The sequence below is a fragment of the Streptomyces sp. NPDC058469 genome, assembly GCF_042721125.1.
GTDB lineage: Bacteria > Actinomycetota > Actinomycetes > Streptomycetales > Streptomycetaceae > Streptomyces.
On sequence record NZ_JBHXME010000159.1, the window covers coordinates 1 to 18,469 of the forward strand.

Annotated in this window: 15 protein-coding genes; 4 read left to right on the forward strand and 11 right to left on the reverse strand. The window is 70.6% G+C overall.

The window, feature by feature from the left end:
* Window positions 1–214: 214 nt before the first annotated feature.
* From ACFWP5_RS42205 to ACFWP5_RS42215, 3 genes are all read right to left on the reverse strand, one after another.
* A complete protein-coding gene (locus tag ACFWP5_RS42205) occupies window positions 215–1,696 on the reverse strand; it encodes a flotillin family protein (protein ID WP_384169706.1) in 1,482 nt (493 codons plus the stop codon).
* 143 nt (window positions 1,697–1,839) lie between these two features.
* Complete coding sequence (locus tag ACFWP5_RS42210) at window positions 1,840–2,058, reverse strand: hypothetical protein (protein WP_384169708.1); 219 nt, start codon at window positions 2,056–2,058, stop codon at window positions 1,840–1,842.
* A gap of 26 nt (window positions 2,059–2,084) precedes the next feature.
* On the reverse strand, window positions 2,085–3,506 hold the full coding sequence (locus ACFWP5_RS42215) for an amidase (protein ID WP_384169710.1): 1,422 nt from the start codon (window positions 3,504–3,506) through the stop codon (window positions 2,085–2,087).
* Between the two features lie 237 nt (window positions 3,507–3,743).
* Here ACFWP5_RS42215 and ACFWP5_RS42220 point away from each other — a divergent pair, with 237 nt between their 5' ends.
* Window positions 3,744–5,132, forward strand: coding sequence for a glycoside hydrolase family 43 protein (locus tag ACFWP5_RS42220; RefSeq protein WP_384169712.1), 1,389 nt, complete (start codon window positions 3,744–3,746; stop codon window positions 5,130–5,132).
* Window positions 5,133–5,208: 76 nt separating this feature from the next.
* Window positions 5,209–6,468 carry a glucarate dehydratase family protein gene (locus ACFWP5_RS42225; protein WP_384169714.1) on the forward strand — a complete coding sequence of 420 codons (1,260 nt, stop codon included), beginning with the start codon at window positions 5,209–5,211 and terminating at the stop codon, window positions 6,466–6,468.
* Between the two features lie 11 nt (window positions 6,469–6,479).
* Here the strand turns inward: ACFWP5_RS42225 and ACFWP5_RS42230 are convergent, their stop codons facing one another.
* From ACFWP5_RS42230 to ACFWP5_RS42250, 5 genes are all read right to left on the reverse strand, one after another.
* On the reverse strand, window positions 6,480–7,892 hold the full coding sequence (locus tag ACFWP5_RS42230; protein ID WP_384169716.1) for a Fic family protein: 1,413 nt from the start codon (window positions 7,890–7,892) through the stop codon (window positions 6,480–6,482).
* A gap of 25 nt (window positions 7,893–7,917) precedes the next feature.
* A complete protein-coding gene (locus tag ACFWP5_RS42235; RefSeq protein WP_384169718.1) occupies window positions 7,918–9,231 on the reverse strand; it encodes an MFS transporter in 1,314 nt (437 codons plus the stop codon).
* Between the two features lie 310 nt (window positions 9,232–9,541).
* On the reverse strand, window positions 9,542–10,414 hold the full coding sequence (locus tag ACFWP5_RS42240) for a carbohydrate ABC transporter permease (protein ID WP_384169720.1): 873 nt from the start codon (window positions 10,412–10,414) through the stop codon (window positions 9,542–9,544).
* The gene (locus ACFWP5_RS42245; protein WP_384169723.1) at window positions 10,404–11,420 is read right to left on the reverse strand and encodes a carbohydrate ABC transporter permease; all 1,017 of its coding nucleotides are present in this window, start codon (window positions 11,418–11,420) and stop codon (window positions 10,404–10,406) included. Before ACFWP5_RS42245 ends, ACFWP5_RS42240 begins: the two co-directional genes overlap by 11 nt.
* Window positions 11,421–11,482: 62 nt before the next feature.
* A complete protein-coding gene (locus ACFWP5_RS42250; protein WP_384169725.1) occupies window positions 11,483–12,682 on the reverse strand; it encodes an MFS transporter in 1,200 nt (399 codons plus the stop codon).
* Between the two features lie 131 nt (window positions 12,683–12,813).
* On the opposite strand from ACFWP5_RS42250, the gene ACFWP5_RS42255 reads away from it, so the two are divergent.
* Window positions 12,814–13,893: an AraC family transcriptional regulator gene (locus ACFWP5_RS42255; RefSeq protein ID WP_384169727.1), complete on the forward strand. Its 1,080-nt coding sequence runs from the start codon at window positions 12,814–12,816 to the stop codon at window positions 13,891–13,893.
* A 91-nt stretch (window positions 13,894–13,984) separates the two neighbouring features.
* On the opposite strand, the gene ACFWP5_RS42260 is transcribed toward ACFWP5_RS42255, so the two are convergent.
* From ACFWP5_RS42260 to ACFWP5_RS42270, 3 genes are read right to left on the reverse strand one after another with little or no spacing between them, the layout of a single operon-like run.
* Entirely contained in the window at window positions 13,985–15,397 is a 1,413-nt protein-coding gene (locus ACFWP5_RS42260) for an aldehyde dehydrogenase family protein (RefSeq protein WP_384169729.1), read from the reverse strand.
* Window positions 15,394–16,275 carry an SDR family NAD(P)-dependent oxidoreductase gene (locus ACFWP5_RS42265; protein ID WP_384169731.1) on the reverse strand — a complete coding sequence of 294 codons (882 nt, stop codon included), beginning with the start codon at window positions 16,273–16,275 and terminating at the stop codon, window positions 15,394–15,396. Before ACFWP5_RS42265 ends, ACFWP5_RS42260 begins: the two co-directional genes overlap by 4 nt.
* Window positions 16,272–17,621 (reverse strand): flavin-containing monooxygenase, encoded by a 1,350-nt coding sequence (locus ACFWP5_RS42270; protein WP_384169733.1) that lies wholly within the window; start codon window positions 17,619–17,621, stop codon window positions 16,272–16,274. Before ACFWP5_RS42270 ends, ACFWP5_RS42265 begins: the two co-directional genes overlap by 4 nt.
* Before the next feature lie 191 nt (window positions 17,622–17,812).
* Here ACFWP5_RS42270 and ACFWP5_RS42275 point away from each other — a divergent pair, with 191 nt between their 5' ends.
* Window positions 17,813–18,436: a TetR/AcrR family transcriptional regulator gene (locus ACFWP5_RS42275; protein ID WP_384169735.1), complete on the forward strand. Its 624-nt coding sequence runs from the start codon at window positions 17,813–17,815 to the stop codon at window positions 18,434–18,436.
* Window positions 18,437–18,469 lie beyond the last annotated feature (33 nt).

An 18,469-nucleotide genomic window follows, 5' to 3' on the forward strand; every position in this document is an offset into this window, starting at 1 on the left:
GCGTGGAGGTCCACGGCTTCGAGTTCGTCGGGGTGCGGGACGGCTGGCGCGGCGCGCTCGAAGGAGCCATCGCGCCGCTGGACGTCCCGGCCGTGGGGGGGGGGGGGGGGCCCCAGGCGCCCGGGTCTTTTATCAGGTTAAAGGGGGCACCGGGCGCAAATTTACACGGTCCCAGGGGCCCCGCGGACGCCGGGCGCCCGTCAGACGATCACCACTACTCCTTCTCCACCGGCACCTTCTGCGACGGCGGTGCCGTACTGCCGTTGAGGGCCGAAGTCCCGTTCGGGGTCGGCCCGTTCTGGTTCATCGAGGAGAGCAGCTGGCGGGCCAGACCAAGACCCGTGCCACCCATCGTGAGCGCCTTCGCGAGCATCTCCGCCATGCCGTCGGCCCCGTTGAGGACCACCATGTTGTCGATGCTGCCGAACGCGGACGCGCCGGCCTTCACGATCTCCGGCCAGTTCTCGGCGAGTTGCTGGGCGACCACGGCCTCCTGGTTCTCGGCGAGGGCCGCGGCCCTCGCCTTGATGGCCTCCGCCTCGGCGAGACCCTGGGCCCGCGTCGACTCGGCGGCGGCGAGCCCCTTCGCCTGGGCGGCGGCCGCCTCGGCCTCACCGGTGGCCCTGGTGGCCGTCGCGGCTGCGGCACCTCGTGCCTGGGTCGCCTCGGCCTCGGCGTTCGCGGCCGTCTTGATCCGGCTCGCCTCGGCCGTGGCCGCCAACTCGGTCTCCTTCGCCTTGGCTTGAGCCGCGGAGATCCGTGCGTCGCGCTCGGCCTCGGCGCGGGCCCGGGTCTCGTACGCCTGGGCGTCCGCGGGCTTGCGGACGTCCGCCTGGAGCTGCTGTTCCCGACGGAGGGCGTCGAGTTCGGCGATCCGGGTCTCCTGCACGACGACGTCCTGCCGGGCGGCGGCATCCGCGAGGGGTCCGGCCTGTCGGGCCTTCGCCGCCGCCTTGTCGCGCTCGGCCTGGTAGCCGGCCTGGAGGATCTCGCTGTCCCGGGTGGCCTCCGACATCCGTGCCGCGGCCTTCTGTTCGGCCTCGGTGGCCAAACGGTTGGCCTCGGCCTGCGCGATGCGCGCGTCCCGCTGCACGGCCGCCGCGTGCGGCATCGCGAGGTTCTTGATGTACCCCGTCGGGTCCTCGATCTCGTGGATCTGCAGCGAGTCCACGATCAGACCCAGTTTCTCCATCTCCGTACCGCACGCGGCCCGGGTCTGCCCCGTCAGCTTCTCCCGGTCGCGGATCATGTCCTCGACCGTCAACCCGCCCACGATGGACCGGAGATGACCGGCGAACACGTTGTGCACCCGCTCCGACATCATCTTCTGCTGGTCGAGGAAACGACGTCCCGCGTTGGCGATCGACACGAAGTCGTCGCCAACCTTGAAGATGACCACACCCCGCACCTTGAGCGGAATGCCCTGGGTGGTCACGCAATCCACGTGCAGCTCGGTCTCGTTGAGGTCGAGCGAGATCTTGCGCACCGCCTGCACACCGGGCAGCACCAGCGTGCCGCGCCCCGTGACGATGCGGAACCCCATGCCTTCCTCAAGGCCTTCGGTACGGTGCTTGGAGCCCGAGATGATGAGTGCCTCGTTGGGCTCCGCGACCCGCCACATCGACTTGAACAGGCCTATCAGTGCGAGAACGGCGACAAGCGCCACCCCCGCTACGACGCCGATGACCATCGGCATACGCCCCCTTTTGATGGTGCCCTTTCGGCACCGAACGAAGGGAGTGTGCTCCTGCGCAAGACCGGGGTACAGACGCTGACGGATCCTTGTTGCAATCTTGACGCATACGGCCCTGAAACGCTCTCACCTGCGAAGGAGGCGGCTCAACTGTCGTATGCCTGCGTGATGTAGACCGTCCTCGGCGGCAGGTACTCCACGACCATCACCACGGTGCCCCGCTCGATCCGGTCCGTGCCGGTGGCGGCGTACGCGAGGAAGTGCTCCGCGCCCCCGCGCACCCGGACGATCACCTCACCGACGAGCCCGGGCCCGACCGTCCCGGTGACCCGCCCCATCAGCCCGACCATCGACGCATCCTGCATGGTCACAGGGTACGGGCCCAACCCGCCTATGCCGCCGGGGTTTCCGCGGCGATCGGCTCCGGCCACCGCTCGTGCCAGCGCAGGTCCGCCTCCAACTGCGCGGCGAGCGACAGGAGCAGGGGCTCGCTGTTCGACGGGCCCAACAGCTGGGCGCCGACCGGGAGTCCGCCCGCCACGAAGCCCGCGGGGACGTTGACGCCCGGCCAGCCGAGGATGTTCCACGGCCAGGCGTAGGGGCAGGCGGCGATCATCGCGCGGTCGGTGGCCAGTCCGCTCAGGTCGAGCATCGCGCCGACCGGGGGCGGGGGAGCGGCTGTTGTCGGCGCGAGGATCAGGTCGTACATCCCGAAGAACGCGCCGATCCGGTCGTGCAGGGTCGCCTCCGCGCGCCGGGCCGCCCGCAGGGGCGCCCCGCCGAGCAGCCGGCCGAGGCGGGCGGCGTCCAGGGTGCGGCGGTCGAGGAGTTCGGGGTGCGGCGCCTCACGGACCCGCTCGGCGAGACCGACGGTCGCGCGCGGGAGGAAGGTCAACCCGATCCGGCCGTACGGCGGATCGTCCTCTACGACCGTGTGGCCCAACTGGGCGAGCTTCTCCGCGAGTTCGAGGACCCGAGTCCGCACCTCCGGTTGCAGCCGGGCCGGCAGTGCGGTGAACGGCGGCTTCAGGGAGAGCGCGATGCGCAGTCGGCCGGGGTCGCGGCCGATCGCCTCCGTCATGGTGAGCGCGGGCGGTTGGTGCGGGTCCCGTGCGTGGTTGCCGCTCGCCGCGTCCAGGAGCAGGGCCGCGTCCGCGACCGTACGGGCGAGGGTGCCGTTGACCGTGATGCCCTGGAAGGACTCGCCGCGCGGCCAGGTCGAGATGCGGCCGCGCTGCGGCTTGACACCGATGAGGTGGGTCCAGGAGGCGGGGATGCGCACCGAACCGGCGCCGTCCGAGCCGAGCGCGGCCGGGACCAGCCCCGCGGCGACCGCCGCCGCCGAACCGCCCGACGAACCCCCGGGCGTATGACGGGAGTTCCACGGATTGCGGGTCGCGCCGAACGCGGGCCCCTCGGTGAACGGCCACTGCCCGAACTCGCAGGTGTTCGTCTTCCCGACGATGACGGCCCCGGCCGCCCGCAGCCTCCGTACCGCCTCGCTGTCCTTGGTCGCCGGAGGGAACTCGCCCCGGCAGCCGAACGCGGTCGGCTCGCCCGCGACGTCCATGTCGTCCTTGACGGCGACGGGCACCCCGAGCAGCGGCCTGCGGACTCCGGCCGCCAGTTCTTTGTCCGCGGCTTCGGCCTCGGCGAGCGCCGCTTCCCTCCGTACGACCCGAAAGGCGTTCAGGGAGGCCTGAGTTGAGCCGATCCGCGCCAAGGTCTCCTCGGCCAGTGCCCGTGCGGTCACCTCCCCGGCGGCCAGCGCGCGGGCGGACTCGGCCAGGCCTGCGGAACGGTCGGGCGTCATGCGGCACCTCCGGAAGCGCGTGGTCTACCGAACGGTAACGTTCGGGTGCCCGGCGTGGTGCGGATGCGGCAACTTCTCCTGGGGTGCGGGTGGTTCGGCCTGCGCCACAGGTTCCCCACAGAGATCACCAGGCACTGTGCAAACCATTGACGTGTTCCTGCCCCACCTTTACCTTCTGACCGAATTCACGAACCACGTTCGACATGGCGAACGTCCGAGTCTCCGGGAGAGCCGCCCGTGACCACACGTCCCCCCACACCGTCCCGCCGTGCCCTGCTGCGCGCGATGGCCGTCCTGCCCGCCTCGGCGCTCGTCCTGGGCGAGGCCCCCGGACTGCTCGGCACGGCCCTGGCCGCCGCCCCGTCCAGCGGCTACGCCACCCGCTACACCATCGTCCCGTTCCTCAACAGCGACGACGGCACCGTCAACGTCTACCAGTCCGACGACGCCACCGACTTCCGCCTCGTCCAGGCCTCCGCCTACACCCCGCCGAGCAACCGCATTCGCGACGCCAGCGTGTTCAAGCACACCGACGGCTCCTACTACCTGACGTACACCACCCACACCTGGGAGGACGTCAGCACCACCATCGGCTTCGCGCGCAGCGCCGACCGGGTCAACTGGACGTTCCTATACGACTACACGGTCCCGATCACCGATCTGTCGCGTGCCTGGGCGCCCGAGTGGTTCGTCGACAGCGACGGCAGTGTCAACGTCATCGTGTCCTGCTCGACCACCGACGACGAGTGGATCTTCACGCCGTACCGGCTGAAGGCGACCAACTCCGCATTGACGGCCTGGAGTTCACCGGTCGCTCTGTCCGGCATCGGCTCGAACCACATCGACACCTACATCGTGCGGATCGGCTCGACCTACCACGCCTTCACCAAGAACGAGACGGCGAAGTACATCGAGTACGGCACCGCCACCAGCCTCACCGGCCCCTACACGATCTCGAAGACCGGCGACTGGGCCGGCTGGGGCAGCTACCGCGAGGGCCCCTCGGTGGTGCGGCTCGACAACGGCGGCTGGCGGATCTTCTTCGACGGATACGGCGACGGCACCTACTACTACAGCGACAGCTACGACACCTTCGCCACTTGGTCCGCGCCGACCGCGCTGACCACCCTCTCCGGCACGGCACGCCACTTCACGGTCATCAAGGAGACGGTGTCCGGCGGCCCGAGCCTCGCGACCGGCGTCACCCGCTCCTTCCGGTCCGCCAACTACACCACCCGCTACTGGCAGGAGCAGTCCGCCCTGCTCAACCTGCCGGTGGTGACCAGTTCCAGCACCACGGCCCTGAAGCAGGCGTCCACGTTCACCGTCGTCGCCGGCCTCGCCGACGCGACCGGCTTCTCCTTCCGGGACTCGGCCGGCAACTACCTGCGTCACTACGGCTTCCGGGGCCGTTTCGACGCCAACGACGGCACGGCGACGTTCGCGCAGGACGCGACGTTCTACGCCCGGACGGGCACCACCACCGGTGCGCTGCGCTTCGAGGCGTACGGCTACCCCGGCTACTACCTGCGCCACTACAACTACCAACTGCGGGTGGACCCGACGGACGGCACGGACCTCTTCCGGACGGACAGTTCGTTCGTGCCCGTGACGGCCTGGACCTGAGACATGACTGCGATCCGGCGGAACGGGGCAGGATGCGAACGAAATTGATCGGCCATGGCCTGGAGGCGCTGGGCGCATGAGCAGTACGGCGGCAACACGGATCCGGGAACTGATCGTCACCCCGATCGCCTTCCGCGATCCGCCCCTTCTCAACTCGAACGGCGTCCACGAACCGCTGGCCCTGCGGTGCGTCCTCCAACTCGTGCTGGAGGACGGCACGGTGGGCCTCGGCGAGTCCACGGGCGGCGCGGTCCGGCTGGAGCGACTTGAGGCGGCGGCGAAGGTCGTCGTAGGGCTGGACGTCTTCGACACGACGGCCCTCGTCGCCGCGATCGACGCCGCCCTGCTGCCGACCGTACCCAGCGCCCACGAACGCGGCTGGACCACCTCGGCGGTCGAGGTGGCCTGTCTCGACGCACAGGGCAAGCTGCTCGGACGCCCGGTCAGCGACCTGCTCGGCGGCAAGGTCCGCGACGCCGTGCCCTTCGCCGCGTACCTCTTCTACAAATGGGCCGAACACCCCGCCCTCGACGGCAGGCCCGCGGTGGGCGACGACTGGGGCGAGGCGCTGGACCCGGCCGGGATCGTGGAGCAGGCCCGGCTGATGCAACAGCGGTACGGCTTCCGGTCGTTCAAGCTCAAGGGCGGTGTCTTCCCGCCCGACGAGGAGATCGCCGCGATCAGGGCGCTGGCCGAGGCATTCCCGGGGCAGCCGCTGCGCCTGGACCCCAACACGGCCTGGACGGCGGACACCTCGGCGTACGTGGCCCGCCAACTGGATGGCGTACTGGAGTACTTGGAGGACCCGACCGCCACCATCCCCGGTATGGCGCGGGTCGCGAATGAGTCACCGCTCCCGCTGGCCACCAACATGTGCGTGATCGCCTGGGAGCATCTGCGGCCCGCGATCGAGCAGCGCGCGATCCAGGTCCTCCTCACCGACCACCACTACTGGGGCGGGCTGCGCCGGACCCGCGAACTGGCCGTCGTCTGCGAGGTGTTCGGGCTCGGTCTGTCCATGCACTCCAACTCGCACCTGGGCATCAGCCTCGCCGCCATGACCCACGTGGCGGCGGCGATCCCCAACCTCGACCACTCCTGCGACACGCACTACCCGTGGAACTCGGGCGACGACGTCATCGCCCCCGGGGTGCTGGAGCTGCGCGAAGGCGCGGTCAGGGTCCCGACCGGTCCCGGTCTCGGTGTGGAGCTCGACCACGAAGCCCTCGACCGGCTGCACCGGCTGTACATCGACTCGGGTGTGCGTGGCCGTGACGACACCGCGTACATGCGGCGCGTCCGGCCCGAGTACGAACTGAGACTCCCGCGATGGTGAACTCGCCCTACCTAGAGGGTAGTTGAGGCGGCTCGGCGTCGGGTCTCCGTGACGTGGAGGTCGACGGACCGGGACATGATCACCCCGCTCCGCGGGTCGTCGGCCGCGTGGGAGATACGGCGGAGCAGGGTGACCGCGTCCAGGGCGACGCCCTCGCGGGCCAGGACGAAGACGAGGGCCAGGAAGGCGGAGCGGGCGTTGCCGTCGTCGAAGGGATGGAAGAAGCACACGTCGAGACAGACGCGGGCGGCCCGGGCGGTCAGCGGGAGGGGCCGCGCGCTGTCCCGCGTGCTCTCGGCCAGGCAGGCGTCGAGGCGTTCAGGGGTGTCGGGGCCGATGCCGTAGCGCTCCCTGCCCTTCTTGGCGAAGGCCGGCAGGGTGCGGAACGACGGTGGTTCGGGTGTGCCGAGGACGTGGTGCTGCCAGCCGCGCAGCAGCTCGAAGTCGAGCGGGGCGCCGCGCGCCGCGTCGGCCCGCACCAGGTCCAGGGCGGCGAGCAGGCCCTCGCCGCGAGTGGCCGACACGGTGTGGTCGAAGGCACGTATGTACTCCGCCGCGCCGTCGCGCGCCGGAATCACCGGCTCGTCCCCGCCGCCGTCCGGTGCCTCCTCCCACGGCACGGTCTCGCGGACCGCGAGCCAGCTCCGCAGATGGTCCGGCAGGGGGCCGGGGGCGGGCGGTCGTACGGCGTCGTCGGGCCGTAGGGAGAGCGCGAGCCGCTCCGCGATGTCGTCGACCAGGACCCGGTCGGGGCCGGTCCAGCTCTTGAACCGGCCGTCTATCGCCTCGTCGACCAACTCCTGTGCCATATCGGGGTCTACGCGCCAGTGGCTGAGGAACCAGGTGAGCACCTGACGGCAGTGCCCGTACCAGCCGCTGCCGGAGCCGGTGCGGTCGTACGCCTGGAAGATGAGGTTGCGGGCGGCGCACTCCCAGAGGATCCGCTGGTCCGCCACGTCGGCCAGGTCCAGCGGGTACGCCTCGAACAGGGTCGCGAGCCGCTCCAGCCAGTCGCGCCATTCGCACAGCCCGGAGACGACCCGGTCCAGGGTCTCCTCCGGTGTGGTGTACGAGTGCGTCACACAGCACCAGCTGCCGACCGGCCCGCCGTCGAAGTCTCCCTCGTCGTGCGCCCAGCGCCAGCCCACGACCCAGTCGCCGTAGCGCTCGGCGAGGGCGTACGACATGGCGTCGGCCCAGGGCGTGGCCACGTCCCAACGCCAGCCACGCAGAACGGGATCGCCGTAGGGGGCGTCGGGGCGGGTCGGCATCCGGCGGGCCGGTCCGAGCGAGCGCACCACCTCCGCGGCCGCCTCGGGGTCGAAGGGGTGTCGCGCGGGGTCGACCTCGTCCCAGTTCAGACAACCCGGGTTCCATTCCCTCTGCACCGCGCAAGCCTGCACGCCGAGCAGGTGCTCACTCAACCGAATTACCGGAGGCCATCGACCGTCAACGCGGCGTCGTGGAGGGCTCGTTGGGGAGCATGGTCTGGGGTGGCCGGTGGGCGGACGCGCGTAGCGTCGGCTCGTTGCGCAGTCGTACGAAGGTGATGGCCAGGGCGACCGCCTGGACGAGGGCGCAGCACAGGACGACCGTGTCGAGGTGGGTCGGCGGGGTGACGGCGACGAGGATGCCGGCCACGGGGAAGGGCAGCAGCAGGAGCAGCATGGTCAGGGAGAGCGTGGTGCCGAAGGCCGTGGCCGGGATGACCAGCGAACGCAGCGTGCGCAGCACGACGGTGAGGCCGCCGTCGCCCGCCATGAACAGCGCGATGAGGACCATGTAGGCGGCGTAGGACGGGGCTTGGGGGAGAGCCAGGCAGGCCGCGGAGGCGAAGGTCGCGCAGACGACTCCTACGCCCCACAGGTCGACGCGGCTCAGGGCGAGCCGGCAGCAGGTGACCGCGAGCAGGGTCGCGGCCGCGGCGGCGGACCACAGGGTGCCGACGTCGGCGGAGGAGCGGCCGAAGTTCTCGACCACGATGATGGGGCTCGCGGACTGGAGCAGGCCGAGGGCGAGATTGGAACAGGCCAGGCCCGCCACCAGCCAGCGCAGGGCGGGCAGTCTGCGCAGCATGCGCAGTCCGGTCCGCAGACTGCCGGGTGCGCGTTCGCCGACCGGCCGTCCGGCCCGCAGCGGGGTGGGCGGGGTCTGCAGGCCGAGCACGGCGGCGAGCAGGGACAGCCCGGTCAGGCACCCGAGCATCCAGCCCGGGCCGACCAGCAGCAGGAAGCCCGCGAGCAGGGGGCCGACGAGCATGGCGGTCTGGTCGATGCCGATGAGGACCGACTGCACTCCGTGGGGCCGGTTCTCCGCCCGCCGGGTGACGATCGCGCCCACGGCCTCGTTGGCGACGAAGCTGAACTGGGTGAGGGTGCCGGTCACCGCGGCCAGCACCAGCACGGTCACCGTCTCCGCGGTGCCGCGCGGCAGCATGACCAGCGCCACGGCCGCCCCCGCCAGCACCAGGGCCCGCAGCAGCGAGGCGAGGAAGCACACGATCGCCGCGCCGCGCCGGTCCACCACATTGCCGGCCAGTACGAACGCGGCGATCCGCGGCGTCCACTCCAGGGCGAACGCCAGGCCCGTCAGCGACGAGGAACGGGTGATCGCCAGGACCAGCAGCGGCATGGCGTACGTCGACATGGAGAACGCCAGGGCGTCGCTGGTGCGGGGTGCGTAGATCCGTCGGAACAGGCTGCCGGACGGAACGGCTGCATGGCGACCGGCCGGCGGCCGGTCCTCGCGCAGGGTGATGGCCACGGAATGGAAAGCTTTCGGTGAGGCGTATCACGGAGGGGGAAACGGTTGGTACCGACCTGGGGCGAAAAGAATTCGCAGGAGGCGGGGAGAGGGGAAAACGCCTATGGGCAAGCGGAGTTGAGGCGTGAAATATAGCGCAGTCAAATGAGATTCGGCATATCCGGTGCGGACATCTCCTCAGGGCGTACGCCGCACCTCCCCGTACCCGGAAGACAGAAGGCGAAAAGAAAGCCACTTTGTCGCAAATAGGGCACGGGGAGGCGAGGCATTCACGGCATTTCCCGTCACAACTTCGGGTCCGACCTCCGGGTCACATCTTCGTGGGGCCCGCCGCGAGGTCGCGCAGGAAGTGCCGGGCGCCGATGAGGAACACCACGATCAGCGGGATCACGCCCATCAGGGCGCCGGCCATCACCACGGCGTAGTCGGTGTTGTAGGCCAAGTCGAGGTTGGCCAGGGCGACCTGGAGGGTGAGCCGGTCGGGGTTGACCAGGACGACCAGGGGCCAGATGCAGTCGTTCCAGAGCTGGATGAACGTGAAGATTCCGAGGAAGGCCAGCGCCGTCCGGAACAGCGGCAGCGCCACCTGCCAGTACAGGCGGAAGAAACCGGCCCCGTCGATCCGCCCCGCGTCCAGGAGTTCGTCCGGCAGCGAGTTCTGGGCATACTGCCGCATCCAGAAGACACCGAACGCGTTGGCCGCACCGGGTATCACGAGGTCCTTGAGCGAACCGGCCCAGCCGAAGTCGGCCATGGTGACGAACTGCGGCACGAGGGAGAGCCGACCGGGAATCATATACGTCGCCGGCAGGATGCCGAACAGCACCTTCCGCGCCGGGAACTCGTACTTGGCGAAGGCGAACGCGGCAGGGGAGTCGAAGAACAGCACCGGTACCATGCCCGCCACCGAGACGACGACCGTGTTGAACAGCGAACCGAAGAAATCGATCCGGTGGATCACCTGACGCATGTTCTCCAGGAGATGGGTGCCCGGCACCAGCCGGGGCGGGAACCGGAGGATCTCCTGTGTGGTGATCGAGGCCATCACCACGAGCCAGTAGAAGGGGAACAGCGAGACCAGCACACCGAACAGCAGCAGCACCGGGACACCGACACGGGAGAGCCTCCTGCCGGAACCGATGGCGAGTCCCGCGCCGACGGCGGTCGTCCGGTCAGCGGCCATTGCGGGCTCCCTTGCGCCAGGGGATACGGGGACGGTCGTCGCGCCCGGAGCCGGACACCAGCCGCCAGTTGATGATCGCGAACAGCGCGATGAGCGCGAACAGGGACCAGCCGATCGCCGCGCCGTAGCCGAACTGGTGGTCGTTGAAGGCCTTCTGCCAGAGATAGAGCACGATGGTCAGACCTTCCTGGCCCGGCCCGCCGGTGGTGCCGGGGTCGTCCGAGTGGAAGAGCACCTGCGACTCGGTGAAGATCTGCAGGCCGTTGATGGTGGACGTGATGACCGCGAAGAGGATCACCGGCCGCAACTGCGGTACCAGGACCCGGAAGAGGGTCTGCCGGCTGCTCGCCCCGTCGACCCGCGCCGCCTCGAACAGCTCGGTGGGGATGGCCTGCAGGCCCGCCAGGAAGATCAGCGCGTTGTAGCCGACCCACCGCCAGATGATCATGATGGAGATCGCCGACTTGATCCCGAGGGAGGACGTCAGCCAGTTGACGCCGTCCACCCCGATCGCCTTCAACAGCGAGTTGGCCAGGCCCGCTTGGGCGAACACCGAACCGAAGACGATGGTCATGGCGGCCATCGAGGTCACGTTCGGGATGAAGTACGCGACCCGGTAGGCGGTGGCGTGGCGCACCTGCGCGTTCAGCGGGAACGCGATGACCAGGGCCAGGAACAGCATCGGCACCGTCGACATGAACCATGTCTCGAAGGCGTTGAGGATCGAGTGCCAGAACACCGAGTCGTGCAGCAGCCAGCGGTACTGCTGAAGCCCGACGAACCGCATGTCACCGATGCCGTCCCAGTCCTGGAAGGACAGATACAGCGAGAACCCCACCGGGAACGCGCCGAAGACCGCGAAGAGCACGTAGTACGGCGAGATGGCGAGATACGGCGGCACGTGCCGCGGCCAACGGCCGTGCGGCGCGCCCGTGTTGGCGCCGCGCGCCGCCTCGGCGCCGCTTCCGGCCGCGGGCGCCCGCGCCGCTCCCGCGACGGTCGCCATGAACGAGCGATTGCCGCCTGCCCATGGGCTGGCCATATCCCGCCCATTGCCTCGTTCGTCCCCTACGCCCCGGACGCCCCGGGCGGCTGCGTGAAATGGCGGGCACCGGTCAGGACGAGCACCGCGAGCGCGGCCGGTGCCGCGTACGCGAGCCGGAACTCGCCGGTGGAGCCGAGGAGTCCGCTCACCGCGCCGCCGGTGACGACGCCCGCGTAGTTGAAGAGGTTCAGCCGGGCCAGCACCGTCTCCGAGGCGGCGGGCCGCAGTCGCGCGGCGGAGGCCAGACACAGCGGGGCCAGCACCGACGCCCCCAGCCCCACCACCCCGGCCGCGAGCACGGCGAACGGCCAGCTCGGAGCCGTAGCCATGCCCACCAGGGCGCCCGCCACCACCAGGGCGGCCGTGCGGACGACGGCGACGGTACCGACCCGCTGCACCAGCCGGTCCACGGTCGCGCGGCCGACGACCGTGCCGGCCTGGTACGCCGCGTACGCCATCGGCGCCACCGTGAGCGACGCGTCCAGGGTCTGCCACAGATACACCGCCGACCAGGCGGAGACGGTCGAGTCCACGACGTAGACGACGAGGAGGACCAGCCCGAAGGGGAGGATCCGCAGCCACAGCCGGCGCCCCAACGGCGGCTGCGCGGACGGGTCCACCGCTTCGGCGGGGTCGGGGAGGGTGTGCGTGCGCAGGCAGCCGGCGACGACCAACAGGATGCCCGCCTGCACGGCCAGGCCGTCGCCCACCGGCCGGTCCAGCCGGGCCACCCCGGCGGTGAGCAGGGCCGCGAGCACGCCACCCACGCTCCACGCCGTGTAGAACGACCCGAAGACGCTACGGCCGTAGGCGCGTTCGATCGCGGCGGCCCGGGTGTTGATGCCGACGTCGAGGCCGCCGACCGCGAGGCCGAAGAGGACGTACGCGCAGATGACGGTCGCCGTGCCGGGCGCCCATCCGATCAGCGTGAGGGCGGTGGCGGCCGTGAGCAGCGCCGCGCGCATCGTGGCGACGGGGCCGGCGACGCGGACCGCGGCCAGCCCCAGGAAGCTGCCGACCCCCGCCGTCAGGGCCACCCCCACCAGCGTGGCGGTGGTCAGGAGCGGCGACAGACTCAGGTGTTCGGTGACGGCGGGGACGGTCGTGTACACGGCGGCGACGGACATGCCCTGCGCGGCGAACGCGAAGGTCGTCGCCCTTCGGGCACCGGCCCTGTCGGCGGGGCGCCCGACCCGGGCCCGGCCTGGAGTACTGACTGACATGCACAGACCGTAGTCAGCCGTAGCGGGACGAACGCAGGACACCGGGGGCCGTTGAGGGGACTTCGGCGGCCAGCGCCACGACCGGTGCCGCCCGGGTGCTTACGGTGGTCGCCCACGAGGAGGTGAGTGCGATGTTCCCTGCCCCGGCCCCGGCGGACCCGCGCGGGACCAGCCGCAGCACGTCGGCGACGATCCAGCCGAACATCCTGCGCTATCTCGTCATCGTCGCCGACGCACGCGGCGTCGATCTGCGGCCCCTGCTGAGCGAGGTCGGCCTGGATGAGACGCTCATGCGCTCCGCCGCGCTACGGGTGTCGTACCGGCAGGGCAGCGCGGTGATCCGGCGCGCGGTGGAACTCACCGGGGACGAGCGGCTGGGCCTCAAGGTCGGCGCGGCGCAGCATCTGACCGCATGGGGCCTGCTCGGCTTCGCGCTCATGGCCGCCGACACGCTGCGGCACGCCATCGAGACCGGGGTGAAGTACCAGAACCTCTCCGGCGCGATGACCGTCTGGTCGACCGGACTCGGCGAGGACGGCGCCTTCGTCCTGCGCGCGGACCTCCCCGACCCGGCCATCGACCCGGGCGTGGCGTCCTTCCTGATCGAGGAGGGGTTCGCCTCCGTCGTCACCCTCTCCCGGCTCGCCGTCGGCCCGGACTTCGCCCCGCGCGTGGTGGAGTTCTCCTCGCCGCCACCCCGCCAACGCGAGCCCTACGGCGCCCTGTTCGGCTGCCCGGTCCGCTTCCGCGCCCCGGCCGACCGCATCGTCGTCGACCCCGCCTGGGCCCGCGCCCGGATGCCCGGCCGCGACCCGGTGACGTACGCCTCGACCCTGGAGACACTCGACGCCCAACTGGCCTCCCGCACCGACCAGCAGGACCTCCTCGAAGTCCTGGAGGTGTCCGTCGCGCAGAGCCTCCCGGTGATCCCGTCCTTCGGCGAGCAGGCCCGACGGCACGCGACGAGCGAACGGACACTGCGCCGCAGGCTCGCCGACTGCGGTACGACGTACGAGGCGCTGGCCGAGGGGGTACGCCGGGAACGCGTCGAACAGCTGCTGCTCCGCCCGGAGTTGACCCTGCGTGAGATCGCCCGTCGCGCGGGATTCTCCGACGAACGGGCCCTGCGCCGCGCGGTACGCCGCTGGCACGGCACCTCCCCGGTCCAGCTACGGGAGCAACTGCTCCGGGCGGCGACGCATCGAGAGTGAGTGACTCGGTCAACTGGTGTGGATCTGGGCCGATTTCGCTCGTTGACTGGTCAACAGGCCGGGATTCAGGCCGCTTTCACCCACGACCCGCTCAACGGGTGCGGATCCAGACCGTCTTCTCCCGTGTCCACTGGTCGAAGGCGTTCGTCGACTTCTCCACGCCGCCGAACCCGGACTGCTTCCAGCCGCCGAAGGGAGTGGTGATGTCGCCCTCGCTGTACGCGTTCACGGAGACCACGCCCGCCTCGATGCCACGGGCCAGCCGCAGCGCGGTGTCGAGGTCGCGGGTCCAGACGGAGGCGGCGAGCCCGTGCTCGGTGGCGTTGGCCATCCGTACCGCCTCGTCCTCCGAGCCGAAGGTCTCGACGGTCACCACAGGGCCGAACAACTCCCTTGTGAGTACGGCGCTTTCGGCGGGCGCGCGAGTGATCACGGTGGGCGGGTAGTAGGCACCGCGCGCGGGCAGCCCGTGAGGGAGTCCCGCGGTGTGGATCTGGGCGCCGCCCGCCCGTGCGGCATCCACGGCACCGGCGACCCGGTCGAAGGCGGCACGGTTGATGAGCGGCCCCTGCTGGGTGCGCGGGTCGGCCGGATCGCCGATGACGAGGTCCCTCGCCGCGGCGGTGAACCGCTCCACAACCTCCTCGGCGATGCTGCGGTGCACCAACACCCTTGAACCGGCGGTGCAGTTCTGCCCCATCGTCAGGAACGCGGCCTCGATCATGTCGTCGATGAGCTCGTCACCGTAGGAGAGCGCGTCGGCCATCAGGACCTGGGGGCTCTTGCCGCCCATCTCCAGGGAGACGCGCTTGAAGTTGCTGTCGGCGGCGGCCTTGAGGATGTGGCGGCCGGTGGTGGTGGAGCCGGTGAAGGAGAGGGCCTGGACGAGGGGGTCGCGGGCGAGGGCCGCGCCGGCTTCGTCGCCGTAGCCGGGGAGGATGGTGAGGACGCCGTCGGGCAGGCCGGCCTCGGTGGCGAGTGCGGCGAGGTGCAGGGCCGAACGCGGGGTCGCCTCGGCCGGTTTGACCAGCAGGCAGGTGCCCGCGGCGAGGGCGGGTCCGATCTTCCAACTGGCCATCGCCAGGGGGTAGTTCCAGGGGAGGATAGCCGCGCCGACGCCGACCGGTTCGCGGGTGATGAGACCGAGGCCGTCGGGTCCGCTCGGTGCGACCCGGCCGAAGACCTTGTCCGCCGCCTCGGCGAACCAGCGGATCGACTCGATCGCGCCCGGCACGTCCCCCGTACGGCACTCCGTGATGGGCTTGCCCGCGTCCTCGCTGTCCAGCCGGGCGAGGAACTCGGCGTCGCGCTGCATCAGGTCGGCCAGGCGCAGCAGTACGGCGCTCCGCTCGCGGGCCGGAAGCCGTGACCAGACCCCGGAGTCGTAGACGTGCCGGGCCTGTTCGGCGGCCTTGGTGACGTCGTCGGCGCTCGCGGCGGGGAGGGTGGTGAGCGGTTCGCCGGTGGCGGGGTTGACCACGTGCAGCGTGTCGTTCCTGGTCATGCTTCCTCCACCAACTCCCAGCGCCCGTCGGTCTGTCGGGCCAGTCCGCGGCGGCGGAGTTCCTCCAGGTAGCGGGCCATGCCGCGGTCGCCGCGCTTGCGGAACAGGGGGAAGATCCTGGGCAGCAGGTTCGGTACGAGCATGGCGAACCGCACCAGACGGGACTCGCCGGACCGGGGGTAGGCCTCCAGCCGGGGCCTGTCCAGGAGGCTCACGACGGCCGTGACGACGTTCGCAGGCTGTTGCGGTGGGTCCTGGAACTGCATGGAGTTGCCGCCGTCCACGGCCTCCTGTCGCAGCATCCGGGTGTCGGTCGCCGACGGGAGTACCGACCCGGCCAGGATGCCCTTGCTCCGCAGATCGAGGCCGATGGCGAGCATCGCGCCCCGCAGCCCGAACTTGGACGCCGTGTAGATCGGGGTCTCGCCCAGCGGGAAGATCCCGCCGAGGGAGACCGTGGTGACCACCCGGGCGTCCCGCGAGGCCTTCAGCAGGGGGATCGCGATCCGGGTCGCGATCAGCGGGGAGGTCAGGTTGAGGGTGATCTCCCGCTCGATGCTCTCGACGCTGCGGTCGTCGAACCGCTCCGAGCTGGTCATGCCCACGTTGTTCACCAGCACGTCGAGACGGCCGTAGACATCGGCGACCCGCTCGAACAGCCGCTCCAGCTCGACGCGTTGCATCAGGTCGCAGCCGATGCCCGCGTGTCCGGCGCCGGGCAACTCCCCGGCCACCTTCTCCGCACGGGCCCCGTCGATGTCCACGACGACACAGCGCGCGCCACCCGAGGCGAAGCGGTGACACAGCGCGCTGCCGATGCCGCCCGCGCCGCCGGTGACCAGCATGACCTTGTCGGTGAAGTCGAACCTCCTGCTCATGCCGTCGCCTCCACACGCCGGGCGGCGGACCGCACCGGCGGCGCCTGTCCCTCGGTGCGCCAGCCCATCCGGCGGGCGACCTTGCCGAGGTACTTCACGAACGCCCCGCTGTCGACGTAGCCGGTGTGACGGGGCGAGGCGACGAACTTCAGCCCGCCGGACAGGTCGGGGCGGTCGGCGCGGATCATCTGGGTGAACCGCTCGGCGTTGGGCAGACCGTGACGCGCGTCGTTCAGATACCCGGCGATCAACTGCGCCTGGCTGTCGAAGAGTTGGTACGCCCCGGCGTTGGTCTCGACGAACCCGATCCCGAACAGGCCCCGGTGCTCGCGTGAGAACGACGACAGATACAGGTCGGGATGCTGCTCGTCACCGAAGTACCGCTGGGCGACCGGGACTTTGTGGACGTAGCCCGTCGCCAACAGGACGAGATCGAAGTCGTCGCTCGTGCCGTCCGTGAAGTGCACGGTGCTGCCCTCGGCGCGGGCGATGCCGGGCCTGGCGGTGATGTCGCCGTGCTGGAGGTGGTGGATCAGCATCGAGTTGATGGCCGGGTGGGTCTCGAAGAGCTTGTGGTCCGGCTTCTGCAGGCCCAGGCGCGTCGGATCGCCGTTGACGATCCGCAGGAGGGTGCCGAAGACGCGCTGCGCCAGCCACATCGGCAGATGCGGACCGCTGTTGGCGATGGTGTCCACCGGCAGCCCGAACAGATGCTTCGGGATGAACCAGTACCCGCGCCGCATGCTGATCACCGCATGGTCCGCCGTCCGGGCCGCGTCGCACGCGATGTCGCAACCCGAGTTCCCCGCACCCACGACGAGCACCCGCTTGCCCCGCAACTCCTCCGCACTGCGATAGCCGGCGGTGTGCCGGACCTCGCCGCCGAACTCCCCGGGAATCTCAGGGATGTTGGGGTGCCACTGCGAGCCCGTGCAGACCACGACCTGCCCGTGCAGGCTCTCCCGTCCGTCGGCCCGGACGACCGTCCAGGTGCCGTCCGCGTTCTTCTCGACGCTCTCCACCCCGACACCGAACTCGATCCGGTCCGTCAGCCCGTAGGCGTCCGCGAAGGACCGCAGGTACGACAGGATCTGCCGGTGCGGCGGATAGTCCGCGAAGTGGTCCGGCATCGGGAAACCGCCGAAGCCCGACAGGGTCCTGCTGGAGATGAAGTGGGCCGACTCGTACATCGGGCCGCCCGGGTTCTCGATGTCCCAGATCCCCCCGAGCCCGGTGTGCCGCTCCAGATGCGTGTACGGCAGATTCCGCTCGGCCAGCGCCCTGGCGACCGCCAGCCCGGCAGGGCCCGCCCCGATCACACACGTGTCCAACTGGCTTTCCGTCACGAGCCTGCCTCCTCTGTCGTCCCGTCTCACGGGCGTTGCAGGAAACGTATGCACCCGCCGTCCGGCGCGAACTGACCCGCGCGGCCAGGGACCGGACCTCAGCGGCCGCGTCCCGGCCGCGGGTACCCCGCCGGGCGAAGACCGACTTGTTCGTACGACTGGTTCAGCAGACTCAGTCGCTATGATGGGGCATGGCTCATGTCTCCGCGGCCGAGCGCCGCCCCCAGCTGATCAAAGCGGCCATCGACTTCATGACGAGGGAGGGGGTCGCGGCCGGCAGCACGCGTGCCATCGCCGCCGAGCTGGGGGTGGCCCAGGCCACGGTGCACTACACCTTCGGTACGAAGGAGGGGCTGTACCGCGCGGTCATGGAGCAGCTCACGCAGGATCTGGTGGCTCAGGTCGAGCGGGCCGCGCCGGCCGACGGGGGTTTCGAGGCGACGGTCAGCGCGCTGGCGGCCGCGCTGTGGCGGACGGTGCGCGAGCAGCCCGCGAGCCATCAACTCCTCACGGAACTGACGATGTTCGCCCTCCGCTCACCCGCCCTGGCCGAGGCCCTCGAAACCCACTACCGGGGCGTGACCGAGGTGACGGCGAGGCTGATCACCGAGGCGGCCGAGCGCACCGGCCGGCCCCTCGCCCAGCCCGTGGACACGATCGCGCGGTTCTTCCTCGCCGGCTTCGACGGGCTCACCCAGCAACACCTCGCGCTCCCCGACGAGGAGGCCGAGCGCACCTGCCTCCAGGCCTTCGTGTCCGCCGTGGTGGCGATGGCCGGGGGGCGGCTGGAGCTGGTGGCGGTACCCGCGAGCTGACGCGGCGAAGGGCGCACTCGTACCGTACGAGTG